Source organism: Lysobacter sp. Root667, assembly GCF_001427715.1.
Taxonomy (GTDB): domain Bacteria; phylum Pseudomonadota; class Gammaproteobacteria; order Xanthomonadales; family Xanthomonadaceae; genus Lysobacter.
Genome location: NZ_LMHF01000002.1, coordinates 12,489 through 29,247, shown reverse-complemented (window position 1 = coordinate 29,247; position 16,759 = coordinate 12,489). Strand labels below are relative to the sequence as shown.

Below are 16,759 nucleotides of genomic sequence, written 5' to 3'. Positions count from 1 at the left end.
TCGTCTTGAAGATCGCCGTCATGCTGCTCGCCGCGAGCGCCGCGTCGGCATCCGCGGCGCCGCTGCCGCCGGAGCTGGAAAAGGCGGTTTCGGCTTACCACCGCTCGACCATAGGCGGCGATATTCCGGCGCTCTCGCGTCTGTTCGCCGACGACTACGTGCTGGTGAATTCGGACGCCAGCGTGGAGAACAAACAGCAGGCGCTCGCCGATTTCCGTATGCCCGGATTCAAGATCGATCCCTATGCGATGGAGCAGCCGGTCGAAATCGTCTGGGCGGACGCCGCGGTGATCGGCGGGGTCGTGAATTTGAGCTGGACGCAAGACGGTAAACACCAGACTCGCCTGATCCGCATCGTCCATGTCTGGGCGAAACGGGACGGCGGTTGGCGGATGGTGTACACGCAGGTGACCCGCGTGCCGCAAGCGCTGGCGGGCGAGGGGGCGGTCGCGCGCCCGCAGCCCTGAGCCATCGTGCTCCTGGGGGCGCGGCAGCGTCCGACGCTTGTCGGGGTCTGCGCCGGCCTCGGTCATCGCTGGCCTGACGCGATCGAAACGGTTTGTCGCCACGATGCCCAGCGTAGGCCGATCGCGTGCGGAATGAGCGGAGCAGGGCGCACTGCCGGATCAGGACGCCGCTGCCCGTTTGCGCGAATGTGATCGCGATTGCGGTGCGCAGGCATGCGACGGTTCAGACTGCACGCGCCAGACTGTCGCCCAGGCACGTCGCCGCTTAACGCGATCGTGACAAGCCCCGGCGCATGTTGCCGTGACCATTCTCTCCACTCCGGTGAATCCCCATGAACGCTAAGCTCAAATCCACGATCGCCGTCGCCCTGATGTCCTGCGTCATGGCGACCGGCGCGGCCACCGCGCAGACCAAGTCCAAGGCCAAGCCGGCGCCGAGGCAGCCGCATTGCTACGACGTCGAGGTGCAGCGTCCGAAGCAGATCAAGGACGAGCACAAGATCGCCGGTACCGCCCTGGGCGCGGTCGCGGGCGGCCTGCTCGGCAATCAGGTCGGCGGCGGCAAGGGCAAGAAGGTCGCGACCGCGGCCGGCGCCGTCGGCGGTGCCCTGGTCGGGCGCAAGATCCAGGAAAACCAGCAGAACAAGACCGAGACCGTGATCGAGCGCCGCTGCGACTGAGCGCACGATTCGTCTGCAGCGAACGGGCCGGCCATGCCGGCCCGTTTCGTTTTGGGGCGTCGGCGTTCGGCTGCGGCAGCGAGGCAGTGGCAGCAAGCTGAAACCAGGCCGCGGCAGGGAGGCCACGCCTGATCGCAGAACGTCGGACTTCCCCTGTAGGAGCGGCGTGAGCCGCGATAACGCAGCTGCATCCCGCGCCGAATCGCGGCTCACGCCGCTCCCGCAGGAAGCCGGACCGCCCGTGCACCATGACCGTAGCGACTTGCGCACCGCAGCCCCCTCGCTCAGCATCCGCAGCCGATCACCTCGGGAACGCGGCCATGAAGCGACTGATCGAAATCCGCAGCTACCGGCTCAAGCCGGACACGGCGGCGCGGTTCCAGGACGCGATGCGCACGCGCGCGCTGCCGATGTTGCGCGAGCACGGCATGGACGTGGTCGCGTTCGGGCGCAGCGAGCACGAGCACGAAAGCTGGTTCCTGATCCGCGCCTACCGCGACCACGCCGATCTGATCGCGCAGCAGGATGCCTTCTACGGCTCGCCGGCGTGGCGCGAGGGCCCGCGCGCCGGGATCGTGGCCTGCATCGAGGATTACCTCAATACCTTGCTGTGGCTGTCGGACGCCGCTATCGAAGAACTGCGCGAGCCCGATCCTAGCGCCGCCTGACGCGGCCTGCGCCCCTCCTATTCCCGGAACCCCCGCCCCATGCGCAACCTCGCGTTCGCCGTCTTGCTGATGTTCGCCAGCGGCGCCGCCGCGACCGATCGCACGGCGCCTTTGCGCCAATCCTTCGACCTGCAGGTGCCGGCAGTGCCGGCACCGGTGCGGATCGAGGGCGCATCGGTGCTGGTCTACGAACTGCACCTGAGCAATTTCAGCGGCGAACCCCTGCAACTGTTGGGCGTGGAAGCGCGCGACGCCGAACGCGGCGCGCCCCTGGCCAACTACGCGGGCGACGCGCTCGTGCGCCGTTTCGATCGTCTGGCGGCGGTGCAGGGCAGCGATGCGCGCACGCTGGAGCCGGGCCAGCGCGGCGTGCTGTATCTGGAACTCGCGCTGCCCGCCGGCGCGCCGCTGCCGCGCCGGCTCGATCACCGCATCCACTACGCGCCCGCCGGTAGCGGGGCGGCGGTCGAAGTCGTCGGCGGCGATACGCCGGTGGCCCAGGCCGCGACGCTGATGCTGGGACCGCCGGTGAGCGGCGGCCCCTGGATCGCGATCCACCATCCGGACTGGCCGCGTGGCCACCGTCGGGTGATCTACACCGTCGACGGTCGCGCCCGCATTCCGGGCCGCTACGCGATCGACTGGGTCAAGCTCGACGCGCAGGGCGGCAGCGCCGACGGCGACCCCGACCTGGTCGCCAACGCCTACGGCTACGGCGCGCCAGTGCTGGCCGTCGCCGACGCGACCGTGGTCGCGGTGCGCGACGACGTGACCGAAACCGCGCGCGTGTCCGAACATGGCAAGCAGGCGCTGGGCGACGCCACCGGCAACTACCTGGCCCTGGACCTGGGCGACGGCCGCTACGCGTTCTACGAACACCTCAAGCCCGGCAGCGTACGGGTCGCGCCGGGCCAGCGCGTGCGCCGCGGCGAGGTCGTCGCCGCGCTCGGTTTCACCGGCGATTCGACCGGCCCGCATCTGCATTTCCATGTCGCCGACCGCGCCTCGCCGCTGGGTGCGGAAGGGGTCGCGTATGAGTTCCAGCGCTTCCGCGTGCTGGGCAGCTACCCGGACCTGTCCAAGCTGGGCAAAGCCCCCTGGACCCCGCCGCAAGCCGGGCAGCGCCTCACTCGCGAGCACGAGCGTCCGGCCCCGAACACGATCGTCGAATTCAACGACTGAGCGAACCCGGACCTCTCTCCGCCGGGAGAGGGGCGCCCACGGCATCCAGGCCGGACCTCGCGCCGAACCGGCGACCTCCTTGCCCAGACCGGTCGCCGATATGGGGCAGGCTGCCGCAGCGCATCCCGCCTGCCTGCCGGAACCCGCGCCCACCCCAGCCCGACAGCCCGCGCAACGCGCCAGCCGATAAACTAGCGCGATGGCACGACCCACCTCCGCAAGCATCCACACCGACGCCCTGCGTCATAACCTCGCCCAGGCGCGCGCGCGCGCGCCGCACAGCCGCGTGATGGCGGTGGTCAAGGCCGACGGCTACGGCCACGGCCTGGAACGGGTCGCGCGCGCGCTCGAAGGCGCCGACGCCTTCGGCGTGGCGGCCCTGTCCGATGCCGACCGCCTGCGCGCGGCCGGCCTGTCGCAACCGATCGTGCTGCTGTCGGGTTTCGACGAAGCCGACGACCTGCCGCAGCTGCGCCGGCTCGGCGTCGAGACCGTGGTCCACCACGCCAGCCAGATCGAAATGCTGGAGCAGGCCGCCGACGGCGAGCCGATCCGCTGCTGGCTCAAGATCGACACCGGCATGCACCGGCTCGGCTTCGCGCCCGAGGACGTGCGCCAAGCGCATGCGCGCCTGTCGGCCTTGCCCGGCGTGGCCGAGGGCATCGTGCTGATGAACCATTTCGCCAGCTCCGACGAATTCGACAAGCCGCAAACGCGCGCGCAGCTGCGCGCCTTCGCCGAGGCCACCGCCGGCCTCGACGGCGCGCGCTCGCTGGCCAACTCCGCCGCCGTGCTGGGCTGGCCCGATGCCCACGCCGACTGGATCCGTCCCGGCGGAGCGCTGTACGGCATGTCGGTGGTCGAGGGCACCACCGGCGCCGACTTCGGCCTGCGTCCGGCGATGACCCTGTCGACGCGCCTGATCGCGGTCAACCGGGTGCGGCGCGGCGAACGCATCGGCTACGCCGCGACCTGGGAATGCCCCGAAGACATGCCCGTCGGCGTGGCCGCGATCGGTTACGGCGACGGCTACCCGCGTGCCGCGCCCTCCGGCACGCCGGTGCTGGTCGGCGGCCACGCGGCGCAGGTGATCGGCCGCGTCTCGATGGACCTGATGACCATCGACCTGCGCGGCATCCCCGAGGCCCGCGTCGGCGATCCGGTGACGCTGTGGGGGCCGGAACTGCCGGTGGAACGCATCGCCGAAGTCTCCGGCACCATCGGCTACGAGCTGACCTGCTCGATCACGCGCCGGGTGCGTTTCGTCGAGAGCTGAGGCGCCCGTGCGCCGGCCTCGGCTCCGGCATGTGGATTCTTGGTGCACCGCGGCCGCCGAGGCATTCTCTAAAACGAGAATCCGGTCATAGATCCTGAGGGATATCCCCCGGCAGGTAGGGGGGGCGCGATATTTTCCCGTTTGGATAAAGGTCGGTTGATCGGGCGCTACGACGCGCCCGAGCAGCAAGCCGCTCCGCCCGGAGTGCGACCGGCATTCCACGTGGGGTATCGATGAAGCAGAGCAAGCTGATGTACGCGCTGGGCCTGGGCCTGGCCACGATGGTCGCTGCCACCGCCGCCGCGGCGCAGGAGCAACCCAACCCGAACCGCGTCTGGGTCAAGTTCAAGGCCGGCACCGCCAGCGCCGCCGCCGGCAAGAGCGCCGGTGCCTCGACCCAGAGCCTGGGCCAGCGCATCCAGGCGCTGCGCGGCAAACTGAGCGCAGCGCGCGGCGGCGACGCGGTGCTGAACTACCAGTTCGACCGCCTCAACAGCGCGGTGATGACCCTGTCCTCGCCGGAAGACATCAAGGCCCTGCGCGGCAACCCCGATGTGGAATCGGTCGAGATCGACCAACCGCGCTATCTGCAGGCGCAGAGTGTGCCCTACGGCATCGACCAGGTGCAGGCGCGCAATGTGTGGGACGCCAACCAGGACGGCGTGCTCGACGCGGGCGCTGCCACCGGCGCCGGCATCAAGGTCTGCGTGATCGACTCGGGCCTCAACAAGAATCACGAAGATTTCGCCGGCATGACCATCACCGGTTACCCGGCCGGCTGGGACACCGACACCTGCGGCCACGGTACCCACGTCGCCGGCACCATCGCCGCGGCCAACAACAACACCGGCGTGGTCGGCGTGAGCCCGGGCAAGGTCTCGCTGCACATCGTCAAGATCTTCGGCAGCAACGGCACCAACGGCAGCGTCCACGGCCAGTGCAGCTGGACCTACTCGTCGACCCTGGTCGATGCGGCCAACCGCTGCGACGCCGCCGGCGCCAAGATCATCAGCATGAGCCTGGGCGGCGCGAGCAGCTCGGTCACCGAGCAGAACGCGTTCCAGACCCTGGCCAACAACGGCGTGCTCAGCATCGCCGCGGCCGGCAACGCCGGCGATGCCAGCCTCAGCTACCCGGCGTCCTACCCCAGCGTGGTGTCGGTGGCGGCGGTGGACTCGGCCAACGTCAAGGCCGCCTTCTCGCAGTTCAACGCCGCGGTCGACGTGGCCGCGCCGGGCGTGGACACGCTCAGCACCTACCCGATGAAGAACGATCCGCTGGTGGTCGGCGCGTCCAGCTTCGCCGCGATTCCGGTCGCCGGTTCCAAGCAGACCACCGCCAGCGCCGGCTGGGTCAACGGCGGCCTGTGCCAGGCCTCCTCCAACACCTGGCGCAACAAGATCGTGGTCTGCCAGCGCGGCACCAACACCTTCGTCGACAAGATCACCAAGGCCAAGACCGGCCGCGCCCTGGGCGTGGTGATCTACAACAACGTCGCCGGCGATCTGCGCATCGGCATGTACGACGCCAACAGCAACCCGGTCACCACCACGCTGCCCGCGGTGGGCATCAGCAAGGCCGACGGCGAGACCATCGTCGCCAACCTGGCCGGACAGACCGCGACCGTCGACGCTACGCCGTCGGTATCGAACACCGCCTACGAGACCATGAGCGGCACGTCGATGGCGACGCCGCACGTCTCCGGCGTGGCCGCGGTGGTGTGGAGCTCCAAGCCGACCGCGACCGCGGCGCAGGTGCGCGATGCCCTGTACACGACCGCCAAGGACATCGACGCCGCCGGCTTCGACAACAACACCGGCTGGGGCCTGGTCCAGACCCAGGCCGCGATCACCGAGCTGCAGTCGCAATAAGCGTCACGCAATGGGGACGGGGCCCAGCCGGGCCCCGTCCGTCGCGGGCACGGCGGAACGGCATACTGGCTGTCCCTCGACTGCCCCGGTCCAGCGATGCCCGACGCCGACGCCACCGCGCTGGTCTGGTTCCGCAACGACCTGCGGCTGGCCGACAACCCGGCGCTGCGGGCCGCGCTGGACGACGGCTACACGCCGATCCCGATCTACATCCACGCCCCCGACGAACACGGCGACTGGCGCCCGGGCGCGGCGTCGGATGCCTGGCGCCACCATTCGCTGGCCGCGCTGGATCGCGAACTGCGCGCGCGCGGCTCGCACCTGCGCCGCTTCGTCGGCCCCAGCCTGCCGACCCTGCAGTCGTTGCTGCTGGCGACCGACGCCGAGGCGGTGTACTGGAACCGCCGCTACGAGCCGGCGATCGAGCAGCGCGACACCCGCATCAAGCAGACCCTGCGCCGCCAGGGCGTGCGCGCGGAAAGCCACAACGGCGCATTGCTGTTCGAGCCCTGGCAACTGGCGACCAAGCAGGGCGAGCCCTACCGCGTGTTCACTCCGTTCTGGCGCGCGGCGCTGGCCGCATGGCGGTTGCAGCCGACCTGGGAACCGCCGGCGGCCCTGCCCGCCAGCGCGCAGGGGCCGGAAGGCGTGCCGCTGGCGGCGCTGAAGCTGTTGCCGTCGCCGGACTGGGACCGCGGCTTCTGGGAGCACTGGACGCCCGGCGAGGCCGGCGCGCGCGAGGCGCTGGAGACCTTCCTCGATGGTGCGCTGGAAGGCTACGCCCAACAGCGCGACCGCCCCGATCGGGTCGGGACCTCGCGCCTGTCGCCGCATCTGCACTTCGGCGAAATCGCGCCCTGGCGCGTGGTCGCGGCGCTGGAGGCGCAACGCAGCGCCACGCGCGCCGGCGATATCGACGCGGCCATCCGCGAACTGGGCTGGCGCGAATTCGCCCATCACCTGCTGCATCACTTCCCGCACACTCCGGAGCGCAACTTCAACCCGCGTTTCGACGACTTCGACTGGGCCCGGCTGGCGCAGCCGCGCCTGCAGGACTGGCAACACGGGCGCACCGGCGTGCCCATCGTCGACGCCGGCATGCGCGAGCTCTGGCACACCGGCTGGATGCACAACCGCGTGCGCATGATCGTCGCCAGCTACCTGAGCAAACACCTGCGCTATCACTGGCGCCACGGCGCGCGCTGGTTCTGGGACACCCTGGTCGACGCCGACCTGGCCAACAACACCCTGGGCTGGCAGTGGGTGGCCGGCACCGGCGCCGATGCCGCGCCGTACTTCCGCGTGTTCAATCCGGTAACCCAGGCCGAGAAGTTCGACCCCGAGGGCCGCTACATCGCGCGCTGGCTGCCGGAACTGGCGGCGTTGCCGGTGCCGCTGCGCTTTGCGCCCTGGCGCGAGCCGGCGACGCTGCGCCGCCTGGCTCCGGACTATCCGGCCCGGCCGCTGGTCGACCTGGCCGCCGGCCGCGACGCGGCCTTGGCCGCCTACCGAAAGCAGCGAGAGTAGGGCGCGGCGATTCGGCGGCGCGGTAGCGGCCCGGCGATTCGACCCGCGTCGCCGCGCGATCTCCACGTCCCGATCTCGAATCGGGCACACCCGCGTTGACGCCGCTCGCGGCTGCGTGATTCACTCGGCGCAGACGCTTGGAGGGCGCATGGCCACAGCAGAACCGCGCAAACGAGCGCGTCGCGAACCGATGTCGCGAGTGGATACGGCCTGGTTGCGCATGGAGCGACCGACCAATCCGATGATGATCACCGGCGTGCTGATGTTCGCCGAACCGATGTCGATCGACGCCTTGCGGCGCGTGGTCAAACAGCGCTTCCTGGCCTATACGCGCTTCCGCCAGAAGGCGGTCGACACGCCGGCAGGCGCGTCCTGGCAGACCGACGAGGATTTCGATCTCGACTGGCACGTGCAGCTGACCGCGCTGCCCGGGCGCGCCGGCAAGCGCGGCCTGGAACGCTTCGTCAGCCAGCTCGCATCCAGCCCGCTAGACCACAGCCGGCCGCTGTGGCAGTTCCACCTGATCGAACGCTACGACGGCGGCTCGGCGCTGGTCGCGCGCATCCACCACAGCTATGCCGACGGCATCGCCCTGGTCCAGGTGCTGTTGTCGCTGACCGACACCACCCGCGAACCGGCCAAGGGCAGCGATCTGGCGCATGCCTGGCTCAAGACCGACGGCGCCGAAGTCGCGCGCCGGGTCGGCGCGGTCGACCGCTACATGAAGCTGGGCTCGCGCGCGCTCGAGAAGGGCATGGAGATGTACCGCGACCCGACCCTGGCCGGCATGCTGGCCAAGGAGGGCGGCGAGATCGCGCGCGAACTGCTCAACGCCCTGGCGCTGTCCGACGACCCGCCCTCGCTGCTGCGCGGCAAGCTCGGCGTGAGCAAGCGCGTGGCCTGGGCCGAACCGCTGGACCTGGAAGAAGTGAAGGCGGTCGGCCGCGCTTGCGACTGCACCGTCAACGACGTGCTGATGGCGACCGCGGCCGGCGCGCTGCGCAACTACATGATCGAACGCGGCGACAACGTCGACGGCGTGACCCTGCGCGCGACCGTGCCGGTGAACCTGCGCCCGCTCGAACACGCCAAGAAACTCGGCAACCATTTCGGCTTGGTGTTCCTGGAGCTGCCGGTCGGCGAGGGCAATCCGATCCGCCGGATCGAGCGCGTCGCCGAGTGCATGAATAACCTTAAGAATTCACGCCAAGCCATTGTCGCATTTGGACTTTTGGCTGCGCTCGGCATGGCGCCGTCGCAGGTCCAGGGGCTGGCGCTGGAGTTGTTCAGCCGCAAGGCGACCGCGGTCGCGACCAACGTGCCCGGGCCGCAGCAGCCGCTGTACCTGGCCGGCTGCACCCTGCGCGAGATGATGTTCTGGGTGCCGCAGACCGGTTCGATCGGGGTCGGCATTTCCATCCTCAGCTACAACGGCCGCGTCCACTTCGGCCTGATCGCCGACGCCAAGCTGATCCCCGATCCCGACGCCGTGATCAGCCGTTTCGGCGCCGAGTTCGACAAGCTGCTGTACCTGGCGCTGATGGGCAACTGGGACCGCACCCTCGACGCCGCCGGCGCCGATGCGCTGGTGCCGCTCGACGCCTGAGCGCCGGAGCCTAGTATCCCCACGAGCGGGTGCGATGCGAATCGCACCCGCGCGCCGCGGTCGATTCGCGCGGCCGCAACTCACGCCCTCGTCACGCATTCGCCGCGCCCCGGGGTAGGAGCGGCGTGAGCCGCGACCAGCCCCCACACTCGCGACACCACCGCTTCCTGTGGGAGCGACGTAAGTCGCGATGCGAATCGCCACCGAACCTGCGCAATCGCAGTTCACTCCGGGCCCACAGACGTCCCGCGACCCGCGCCACGTACTGGGCCGACAGCCGAACTGACAGCTGAACTGGCGATCGCGCCCGTCACCCGTCCGCGACGCCGGCGTGATTAGCTTGTGCCCTGCCGAGTTCAGCTGAGGAAAACCCCCATGAAAACCCAGATCAAGATCGTGCTGGCCGCCGCTGCGATGACCGCAGCGCTCGCCGGTTGCGCCACCGGCGGCGGTGGCTACTACGGCGGCCAGCCGCAGCAGTACCCGCCGGGCCAGTACCCGCCCCCGCAGCAGCAGGGCGGCATGAACAAGACCCAGAAGGGCGCCATTATCGGTGCGCTCGCCGGCGTCGCGGCCGGTCTGCTCAGCGGCGACGACGCCACCGAACGCCGCCAGCGCGCCCTGGTCGGCGCGGGCGTGGGCGGCCTGGCCGGCGCCGCGATCGGCAACTACCAGGATCGCCAGGAGCGCGCCTTGCGCGACCGCATGGCCGGCACCGGCGTCGACGTGGTCCGCCAGGGCGACAACATCACCCTCAACATGCCCAGCAACATCACCTTCGCCTTCAACAGCGCCCAGCTCGACTCGCAGTTCTATCCGGTGCTCGACAACGTCGCCTCGACCCTGCAGGAGTACAACCAGACCATCGTCGAGGTCGCAGGCCACACCGACAGCATCGGCAGCGACGCGGTCAACCAGCGCCTGTCCGAACAACGCGCCGCTTCGGTCGGCAACTACCTGATGTCGCGCGGCCTGGTCCGCGACCGCTTCATCCTCACCGGTGCCGGCAAGACCCGCCCGATCGCCAGCAACGATACCGAGCAAGGCCGCGCCCAGAACCGCCGCGTCGAGATCACCCTGGTGCCGTTGCGCTCCTGAACCACGCGTCGTTAGCCTCGAAGCTGCACCGGACGGGCCGCGAAAGCGGCCCGTTCGCGTTGCCGGGCAACGTCGGTCTCAGCCCATCCGCCGGAACGAGAACAGCTCCGCCAGCGGGTGCGGCCGGCGTTCGATCACGGCGCGCAGCAGCCCGGCGCCGATCTCGGCATAGGTGATGCCGTTGCCGCCGTAGGCCATCGCGAAATGCACGCGCGGCCCGTATTGCTGATGCGGACCGAAGAAGGGCAGGCCGTCCTCGGTTTCGGCGAAGGTGCCGGCCCAGGCGAAGCTGGGCGCCAGCTCCAGGCCCGGAAAGCGCCGCGCGACCTGCCGCACCAAGCGTTGCGTCTTCTTGTGCAGACGCGCGTCGCGCTTGGCCGGCACGTCGATCGCATCGTCCTCGCCGCCGACGATGATGCGGTCGTCGCCGGTGCCGCGCAGGTAGAGATAGGGCCGCGCCGATTCCCAGACCATGGTCCGGTCCAGCCCGCGCAGCTCGGCCGCGGGTATCGGATCGGTGACGAAGGCGTAGCTGCTGTGGTTGCGGGCGAGCCGCTGGCGCAGCCAGCGCTGTCCTGCGTAGCCGGTCGCCATCACCACCTGCGCCGCGCGCACTACGTGGCCCTGCGGCGTGCGCAGCAGCACCGTGCGGGCGCCGGGTTCGATGGCCGCGATCTCGCTGCGGTCGTACACGCGTACGCCTTGCCGGGCCAGGCGCATCAGCAGGCGGTAGGTCATGCGGTAGGGATCGACGCGTGCGCCCAGGCTGCTGAGGATCGCGCCGGGCGCATGCAGGCCGTAACGCTCGTGCAGATCGGCGGCATTGAGCCAGCGCACGTCGAAACCGTGGCGGCGGCGCAGCGCGAGTTCGTGCTTGAGCACGTAGACATGGCGCTGCTTGCTCGCGCAATAGACGCTGTCCACGCGCGCGAAGTCGACCCCGCCCAGGCCGCGCGTGCGCTCGCGCAGCGCCATCACCGCGTCGCCGCAGGCGCGGTAGGCGAGGGCGGCGGCGTCCTCGCCGTAGCGTTCGCTCAGGTCGATCAGGTGGGTATCGATCTCGTACTGCAGTAGCGCCGTGCTGGCCGCGGTGCTGCCCCAGCCGACGTCGCGCTGCTCGATCACGATCACCTCGTGACCGTGGCGCGCCAGTTCGTCGGCGATCAGCGCGCCGCTGATGCCGCCGCCGATCACCGCCACGTCGCAGCGCGCATCGCCGTCCAGGGCCGGAAACGCATGCATCAGGCCGTTGCGCACGGCCCAATAGGGGTAGCCGCTCTTCAGGTCCATGGCGATGCGCGGAACTGGGTCATGCGCGGGTCCGTCGACGGAAAGCAGGGCACAGCACACCCGATCGGCCGTCGTGGCAGGGTGAGCGCAGGTTCGCCGGCGTTCATCCGCTTCACCCGGGTTCGACGGCGAGGGAGGCACAGTAGGCCGCCTCGGCCGCCGGCTCGCTCGACGCGCGCGGCGGTCCCCTTCGCGGAGGACGCCTCATGGCTCGCCCGATCTGGACCGGCACGCTCTCGTTCGGTCTGCTCAATATCCCGGTCAAGCTGATGACCGGCGAACGCCGCGTCGACCTGCATTTCCGCATGCTCGACAGTCGCGACAAGGCGCCCATCCGTTACGAGCGCGTCAACGCCGAAACCGGCGAGGAGGTGCCGTGGAAGGAGATCGTCAAGGCCTTCGAGTACGACAAGGGCAGTTACGTGGTGATCGAGGAGGCCGACATCGCCGCGGCCGCGCCGGATCACAAGGAAACCGTGGATATCGACGGCTTCGTCGATGCCGGCGCGATCGGGCCGGAGTTCTACGAAAAACCCTACGTGCTGGAGCCGGGCAAGAAAGCCGAGAAGGGCTACGTGCTGCTGCGCGAAGTGCTGCGCCGCACCGGCAAGATCGGGATCGGCCGGGTGGTGATTCGCACCCGCGAATATCTGGCCGCGGTGATGCCCAAGGGCGACGCGCTGCTGCTGATGATCCTGCGCTTCTCGCAGGAGCTGGTGGACCCGGAAGACTACAAGCTGCCGCAGGGCAAGTTGGAGAAGTGGAAGATCTCCAGCCGCGAGGTCGCCATGGCCGAAGAGCTGATCAAGTCGATGAGCTCGGACTGGAAGCCGGAAAGCTACAAGGACGACTTCCGCCAGCGCCTGCACAAGGTCATCGAGCAACGGGTCAAGGCCAAGAAGGTCGTGCGTCGCAAGGGCGAGCCCGAAGAATCGCTGCCCGAGAACGCCGCCACCAACGTCATCGACTTCGCCGAGCTGCTCAAGCGCAGCCTGGAGAAGAAGGGCGGCAAGGCGCCGGCCAAGACTGCCAAGGCGACTAAGGCCGCGCCGGCGAAGAAGGCCGCGGCCAAGAAGCGCGCGACCCGGCGTCCGGCGCGCAAGAAGACGGCCTGACGTGGCCGCGGCGGGCGCCGGCGCCACGGGGGCCGCGTGAGCCTGCGCGACTACGCGCGCAAGCGCCGCTTCGGCCAGACTCCGGAGCCCGAAGCGCAGGCGCAGGCGCGCCGGGGCCGCGCGCCGATCTTCGTGGTGCAGCTGCATCATGCGCGCGCCCGCCACTACGACTTCCGCCTCGAAGTCGACGGCGTGCTCAAGAGCTGGGCCGTGCCCAAGGGGCCCTCGCTGCGCGCCGGCGAGCGCCGGCTCGCGGTCGAGGTCGAAGACCATCCGCTGGCCTACGCCAGCTTCGAGGGCGACATCCCGCAAGGCCACTACGGCGCCGGCCACGTCGATCTGTTCGATCGCGGAAGCTGGTCAGCCGAGGGCGATCCCCTGGAGCAGATCGGCGCCGGCAAGCTCGAGTTCGAACTAGACGGCGAGCGCCTGCACGGTCGCTACACCCTGGTGCGTACGCGGCCCTCGGGCCGGCAGCCGCAGTGGTTATTGATCAAGCGCTCCGACCGTTACGCGCGCGACATCGATGCCGACGGATTGCTCGAGGGATCGGCGAAACCGGTGCGCACGCGCGTCCAAGCCAAGCCGAAGCCGCCCGCGACTAAGAAAAAGGCTGCCGCCAAGGCCGCTCCGCGTACCGCCGGCAAACGCTGGAAGACCCGCGCCCTGGCCTGCGCCGGCGCCCGCGTCGCCACGATGCCGGACACGGTCGAATTGCAGCTGGCGACCCTGCGCACGACCGCGCCCGTGGGCGAGGACTGGCTGCACGAGGTCAAATGGGACGGCTACCGCATGCTCGGATACGGCCGGCGCGGCGCGGTCCGGCTGGAATCGCGCAACGCGCTCGACTGGACCGAACGCCTGCCGCGCCTGATCGCGGCCCTGGGCGAACTCCCGGCCGCGCAGTTCATCGTCGACGGCGAACTGGTCGCGCTGGACGCGGACGGTCGCAGCGATTTCGCCCGCCTGCAGCGCGAGCTCGAACGTGGCGACAACGACGATCTGCGCCTGGTCTTGTTCGATTTGCTCTACCTGGACGGCGTCGACCTGCGCGCCTGCGCCCTGCGCGACCGGCGCGCGCTGCTGCGCGACCTGCTGGCGGCCGACCCCACGCCGCTGCTGGCCTTCAGCGAACATATCGACGGCGCCGGCGCGCAGGTATTCCAGGCCGCCCTGGATGCGGGTTTGGAAGGCATCGTCAGCAAGCGCGCCGATGCGCCGTACCGCGGCGGCCGCAGCGGCCGCAGCGGCGACTGGATCAAGCTCAAGCATGTCGCCGACGAAAGCTTCGTCGTGGTCGGCTACACCCCGCCCAAGAGCAGCCGCAAAGGCTTCGGCTCGCTGCTGCTGGCGACCTCCGAGCGCGGCGGGCTGCGCTACGTCGGGCGCGTCGGCAGCGGTTTCAGCGACGAACAACTGCGCACGCTGACCCAACGCCTGCAAGCCCTGCGCCGCCGGTCGCCGACCGTGAAGCTGCCCGGGCACGTGCCGTTCTCCGCCGCCAGCGTGACCTGGGTCGCGCCGCGCCTGACCGTCGACATCCACTCGCGCGGCCGCGGCAAGGAGGGCCTGGTGCGCCAGGCCAGCTTCCTGCGCGTGCGCGACGATCTAACACCGCCTTCGGACTCCGCCGCCATGCCTGCCACCAAGCTCACTCATCCCGAACGCATCGTCTTTCCCGAGGACGGCATCAGCAAGGCTCAGGTCGCGGCCTATTACGAAGCGGTCGCGCCCTGGCTGCTGCCGGAGCTGGCGCAGCGACCGATCTCGCTGCTGCGCTGCCCGGATGGCGTCGGCGCCAGCTGCTTCTTCCAGAAGCATCACGCCGACAGCCTCGGCGCGGGCGTGCATGCGATCGCGTTGAAGGAGTCGTCTGGCCGCGCCGACTACGTCTACGTTGACGACGTGGAGGGCGTGCTGGCGCTGGTGCAGATGAACACCCTGGAGTTCCACCCCTGGGGCGCCAAGGTCGACGACGTCGAGCGCCCGGACCGGCTGGTGTTCGATCTGGATCCGGACGAGGACGTGCCCTGGAGCGAGCTCAAGCGCGCCGCGCGCGATGTGCGCGACCGCCTCGAAGAACTGGGCCTGCGCAGCTGGCCGCGGCTGTCGGGCGGCAAGGGCATGCATGTAGTGGTGCCGATCCAGCGCGGCCCGGACTGGGCCGCGGTCAAGCACTTCTGCGAGGCCTTCGCCGACGCGATGGTCGAGCGCACGCCGCTGCGCTACGTCGCCACCGCGTCCAAGGCCAAGCGCCAGGGCCGGATCTTCATCGACTGGCTGCGCAACGCGCGCGGAGCCACCAGCGTGGCCAGCTGGTCGCTGCGCGCGCGCGCCGGCGCGCCGGTGGCGATGCCGCTGCGCTGGGACGAACTCGCGCGCGTCGGCGCGCCCAATGCCTTCGATCTGGCCAAGGCCCAGCGCCGCGCCGCGCGCCTGCGCGCCGATCCCTGGGAAGGTTTCGCGAGTGCGCGCCAGCGCCTGCCGAAACTGTGAAGCTCAGGCGTCGTCCTTGCGCGGCGCGCGCGCGGCCATGCGGCGTTCGAACGCGTTCAGCAGGCTCAGCACCGCCAGGGTCAGCAGGGTGGCGGCCAGCGCCAGCAAGCGGTAGTCGAAGCCCGCGGCGATGCCGATCACCGCGACCATCAGCAGCGAGGCGGCGGTGGTGATGCAGGCGACCGCGTTGCCGCCGCGGCGCGAGAAGATGGTGCCGGCGCCGATGAATGCCACGCCCGCGACCACGGCTTCGACCAGGCGCAGCGGATCGACGGCGATCCGATCGTTGGCGAGGTGGCGCGGATCGGTCAGGCCGAGCTGGCCGATGCCGATCAGCAGCGCCGCCGCACCGGCGACCAGCATGTGGGTGCGGAAGCCCGCCGGGCGATTCTTCATCTCGCGATCGAGCCCGATCAGCCCGCCCAGGCCCATCGCGTAGGCGGTGTCGACCAGGACGCGGAACTGTTCAGCGATGTCCATGCCCGGCGATGCGCGCGCGTTCATCCGCGCCGGCGCATTCATGATCGTGGCGATGATGCGAAATGCAATGCACGCGCATGCTCCCTGACTGCGATAAAGAAGTGATAGCGCCGCATTCGTGAGCGCATCGTGACCGCTTTGCTGTGTCCACGGACTCGCTAACACAATCGTGGCGTCGCCTTTACCGCATGCGGACTACGGTCGCACTCACGCCGGGATGGTTCCGGCGGGAGGAGCCCCCATGCCCCGTGGAGAAAAATCCGCCTACACCGACAAACAAAAGCGTCAGGCCCAACATATCGAAGAGGGCTATCGCAAGGAAGGCGTGTCCGAGAAAACCGCCGAGGAACGCGCCTGGGCGACCGTCAACAAGCAGGACGGCGGCGGCAAGAAGTCCGGCTCCGGTCGCAAGAGCCACCACTGAGTCATCGCCACCGAGTCATTCGGCATCGCGCCTCGATGCCGTGCCTCCGTCCGCGGCGCCCACCTCCTGGCAATCGCCGTAATCGTCCGCCGCGTCCCGAATGCATCGTTCGCGCCGGCATCCCTTCCTCAGGAGCACGCACATGATTCGCAAACTCAATGTTTCCCTTCTGGCCGCCGCGCTGATCGCGATCGCGCCGGCGCTGGCACTTGCCCAGGAACACCCGCAACCCGCGCCGACCGGCGAGTCCAGTCAGCCGGTAAGCGACACTTGGATCACCACCAAGGTCAAAACCGAACTGCTGGCGGCCAAGGACGTGTCGGGCCTCAAGATCGACGTCCATACCATGAACGGCGTGGTCTCGCTGTCGGGCAAGGTCGACAGCCAGGCCCAGATCAACAAGGCGAAAGCGGTGGCCAAGAACGTGCAGGGCGTGCGCAACGTCGACGCCAAGGGCCTGATGGTCGCCAAGAAATGACGTCGACGCGCCGACGGCAGGCGTCGGCATCGTAATGCATGGCATCGCGGGATTCGGTCGCGATGCGCAAGGCCGCGACGGCGGGAACCGTCGCCGTCGCG

Annotated in this window: 15 protein-coding genes; 13 read left to right on the top strand and 2 right to left on the bottom strand. The window is 69.7% G+C overall.

The genetic code is table 11. The features are described from left to right. The first annotated feature begins 5 nt into the window (after positions 1 to 5). The 9 genes from ASD78_RS02445 to ASD78_RS02405 all read left to right on the top strand — a co-directional run bounded on the left by ASD78_RS02445 (position 6) and on the right by ASD78_RS02405 (position 10,375). Complete coding sequence (locus tag ASD78_RS02445) at positions 6 to 467, top strand: nuclear transport factor 2 family protein (RefSeq protein WP_162250116.1); 462 nt, start codon at positions 6 to 8, stop codon at positions 465 to 467. Between the two features lie 332 nt (positions 468 to 799). After that, complete coding sequence (locus ASD78_RS02440; protein WP_056098197.1) at positions 800 to 1,147, top strand: glycine zipper 2TM domain-containing protein; 348 nt, start codon at positions 800 to 802, stop codon at positions 1,145 to 1,147. 320 nt (positions 1,148 to 1,467) lie between these two features. Continuing rightward, on the top strand, positions 1,468 to 1,815 hold the full coding sequence (locus tag ASD78_RS02435; protein WP_056098195.1) for an NIPSNAP family protein: 348 nt from the start codon (positions 1,468 to 1,470) through the stop codon (positions 1,813 to 1,815). 39 nt (positions 1,816 to 1,854) lie between these two features. Further along, positions 1,855 to 2,997 carry a M23 family metallopeptidase gene (locus ASD78_RS02430; protein WP_056098193.1) on the top strand — a complete coding sequence of 381 codons (1,143 nt, stop codon included), beginning with the start codon at positions 1,855 to 1,857 and terminating at the stop codon, positions 2,995 to 2,997. Between the two features lie 199 nt (positions 2,998 to 3,196). Next, on the top strand, positions 3,197 to 4,273 hold the full coding sequence (gene alr, locus ASD78_RS02425) for an alanine racemase (protein ID WP_056098192.1): 1,077 nt from the start codon (positions 3,197 to 3,199) through the stop codon (positions 4,271 to 4,273). A gap of 233 nt (positions 4,274 to 4,506) precedes the next feature. Further along, positions 4,507 to 6,144 (top strand): S8 family serine peptidase, encoded by a 1,638-nt coding sequence (locus ASD78_RS02420; RefSeq protein WP_056098190.1) that lies wholly within the window; start codon positions 4,507 to 4,509, stop codon positions 6,142 to 6,144. A gap of 96 nt (positions 6,145 to 6,240) precedes the next feature. After that, the gene (locus ASD78_RS02415) at positions 6,241 to 7,671 is read left to right on the top strand and encodes a deoxyribodipyrimidine photo-lyase (RefSeq protein ID WP_056098189.1); all 1,431 of its coding nucleotides are present in this window, start codon (positions 6,241 to 6,243) and stop codon (positions 7,669 to 7,671) included. A gap of 190 nt (positions 7,672 to 7,861) precedes the next feature. Further along, positions 7,862 to 9,277 carry a wax ester/triacylglycerol synthase family O-acyltransferase gene (locus ASD78_RS02410; RefSeq protein WP_235566429.1) on the top strand — a complete coding sequence of 472 codons (1,416 nt, stop codon included), beginning with the start codon at positions 7,862 to 7,864 and terminating at the stop codon, positions 9,275 to 9,277. 375 nt (positions 9,278 to 9,652) lie between these two features. After that, positions 9,653 to 10,375 carry an OmpA family protein gene (locus tag ASD78_RS02405; RefSeq protein WP_082559487.1) on the top strand — a complete coding sequence of 241 codons (723 nt, stop codon included), beginning with the start codon at positions 9,653 to 9,655 and terminating at the stop codon, positions 10,373 to 10,375. Between the two features lie 78 nt (positions 10,376 to 10,453). Here ASD78_RS02405 and ASD78_RS02400 read toward each other — a convergent pair whose 3' ends face one another. Beyond that, complete coding sequence (locus tag ASD78_RS02400; RefSeq protein ID WP_056098185.1) at positions 10,454 to 11,665, bottom strand: FAD-binding oxidoreductase; 1,212 nt, start codon at positions 11,663 to 11,665, stop codon at positions 10,454 to 10,456. 206 nt (positions 11,666 to 11,871) lie between these two features. Between ASD78_RS02400 and ASD78_RS02395 the strand changes: the two genes are divergently transcribed. Then, positions 11,872 to 12,780 carry a Ku protein gene (locus ASD78_RS02395; protein WP_056098183.1) on the top strand — a complete coding sequence of 303 codons (909 nt, stop codon included), beginning with the start codon at positions 11,872 to 11,874 and terminating at the stop codon, positions 12,778 to 12,780. A 36-nt stretch (positions 12,781 to 12,816) separates the two neighbouring features. Then, positions 12,817 to 15,276, top strand: coding sequence for a DNA ligase D (gene ligD, locus ASD78_RS02390; protein WP_056098181.1), 2,460 nt, complete (start codon positions 12,817 to 12,819; stop codon positions 15,274 to 15,276). Positions 15,277 to 15,279: 3 nt separating this feature from the next. Here ligD and ASD78_RS02385 read toward each other — a convergent pair whose 3' ends face one another. After that, positions 15,280 to 15,756, bottom strand: a complete 477-nt coding sequence (locus tag ASD78_RS02385) for an MgtC/SapB family protein (protein ID WP_056098239.1) — start codon at positions 15,754 to 15,756, stop codon at positions 15,280 to 15,282. A 241-nt stretch (positions 15,757 to 15,997) separates the two neighbouring features. Between ASD78_RS02385 and ASD78_RS02380 the strand changes: the two genes are divergently transcribed. Beyond that, positions 15,998 to 16,180 carry a hypothetical protein gene (locus tag ASD78_RS02380; protein ID WP_055899442.1) on the top strand — a complete coding sequence of 61 codons (183 nt, stop codon included), beginning with the start codon at positions 15,998 to 16,000 and terminating at the stop codon, positions 16,178 to 16,180. Between the two features lie 142 nt (positions 16,181 to 16,322). Next, positions 16,323 to 16,658: a BON domain-containing protein gene (locus tag ASD78_RS02375; protein ID WP_082575395.1), complete on the top strand. Its 336-nt coding sequence runs from the start codon at positions 16,323 to 16,325 to the stop codon at positions 16,656 to 16,658. Positions 16,659 to 16,759: the final 101 nt, after the last annotated feature.

Coding starts and splice junctions, on each gene's coding strand:
- ASD78_RS02385 (WP_056098239.1), bottom strand. CDS start 15,756: ATGGACATCGCTGAACAGTTCCGCGTCCTGGTCGACACCGCCTACGCG.
- ASD78_RS02375 (WP_082575395.1), top strand. CDS start 16,323: ATGATTCGCAAACTCAATGTTTCCCTTCTGGCCGCCGCGCTGATCGCG.
- ASD78_RS02435 (WP_056098195.1), top strand. CDS start 1,468: ATGAAGCGACTGATCGAAATCCGCAGCTACCGGCTCAAGCCGGACACG.
- ASD78_RS02405 (WP_082559487.1), top strand. CDS start 9,653: ATGAAAACCCAGATCAAGATCGTGCTGGCCGCCGCTGCGATGACCGCA.
- ASD78_RS02415 (WP_056098189.1), top strand. CDS start 6,241: ATGCCCGACGCCGACGCCACCGCGCTGGTCTGGTTCCGCAACGACCTG.
- ASD78_RS02400 (WP_056098185.1), bottom strand. CDS start 11,665: ATGGACCTGAAGAGCGGCTACCCCTATTGGGCCGTGCGCAACGGCCTG.
- ASD78_RS02395 (WP_056098183.1), top strand. CDS start 11,872: ATGGCTCGCCCGATCTGGACCGGCACGCTCTCGTTCGGTCTGCTCAAT.
- alr (WP_056098192.1), top strand. CDS start 3,197: ATGGCACGACCCACCTCCGCAAGCATCCACACCGACGCCCTGCGTCAT.
- ASD78_RS02430 (WP_056098193.1), top strand. CDS start 1,855: ATGCGCAACCTCGCGTTCGCCGTCTTGCTGATGTTCGCCAGCGGCGCC.
- ASD78_RS02380 (WP_055899442.1), top strand. CDS start 15,998: ATGCCCCGTGGAGAAAAATCCGCCTACACCGACAAACAAAAGCGTCAG.
- ASD78_RS02410 (WP_235566429.1), top strand. CDS start 7,862: ATGTCGCGAGTGGATACGGCCTGGTTGCGCATGGAGCGACCGACCAAT.
- ASD78_RS02440 (WP_056098197.1), top strand. CDS start 800: ATGAACGCTAAGCTCAAATCCACGATCGCCGTCGCCCTGATGTCCTGC.
- ASD78_RS02420 (WP_056098190.1), top strand. CDS start 4,507: ATGAAGCAGAGCAAGCTGATGTACGCGCTGGGCCTGGGCCTGGCCACG.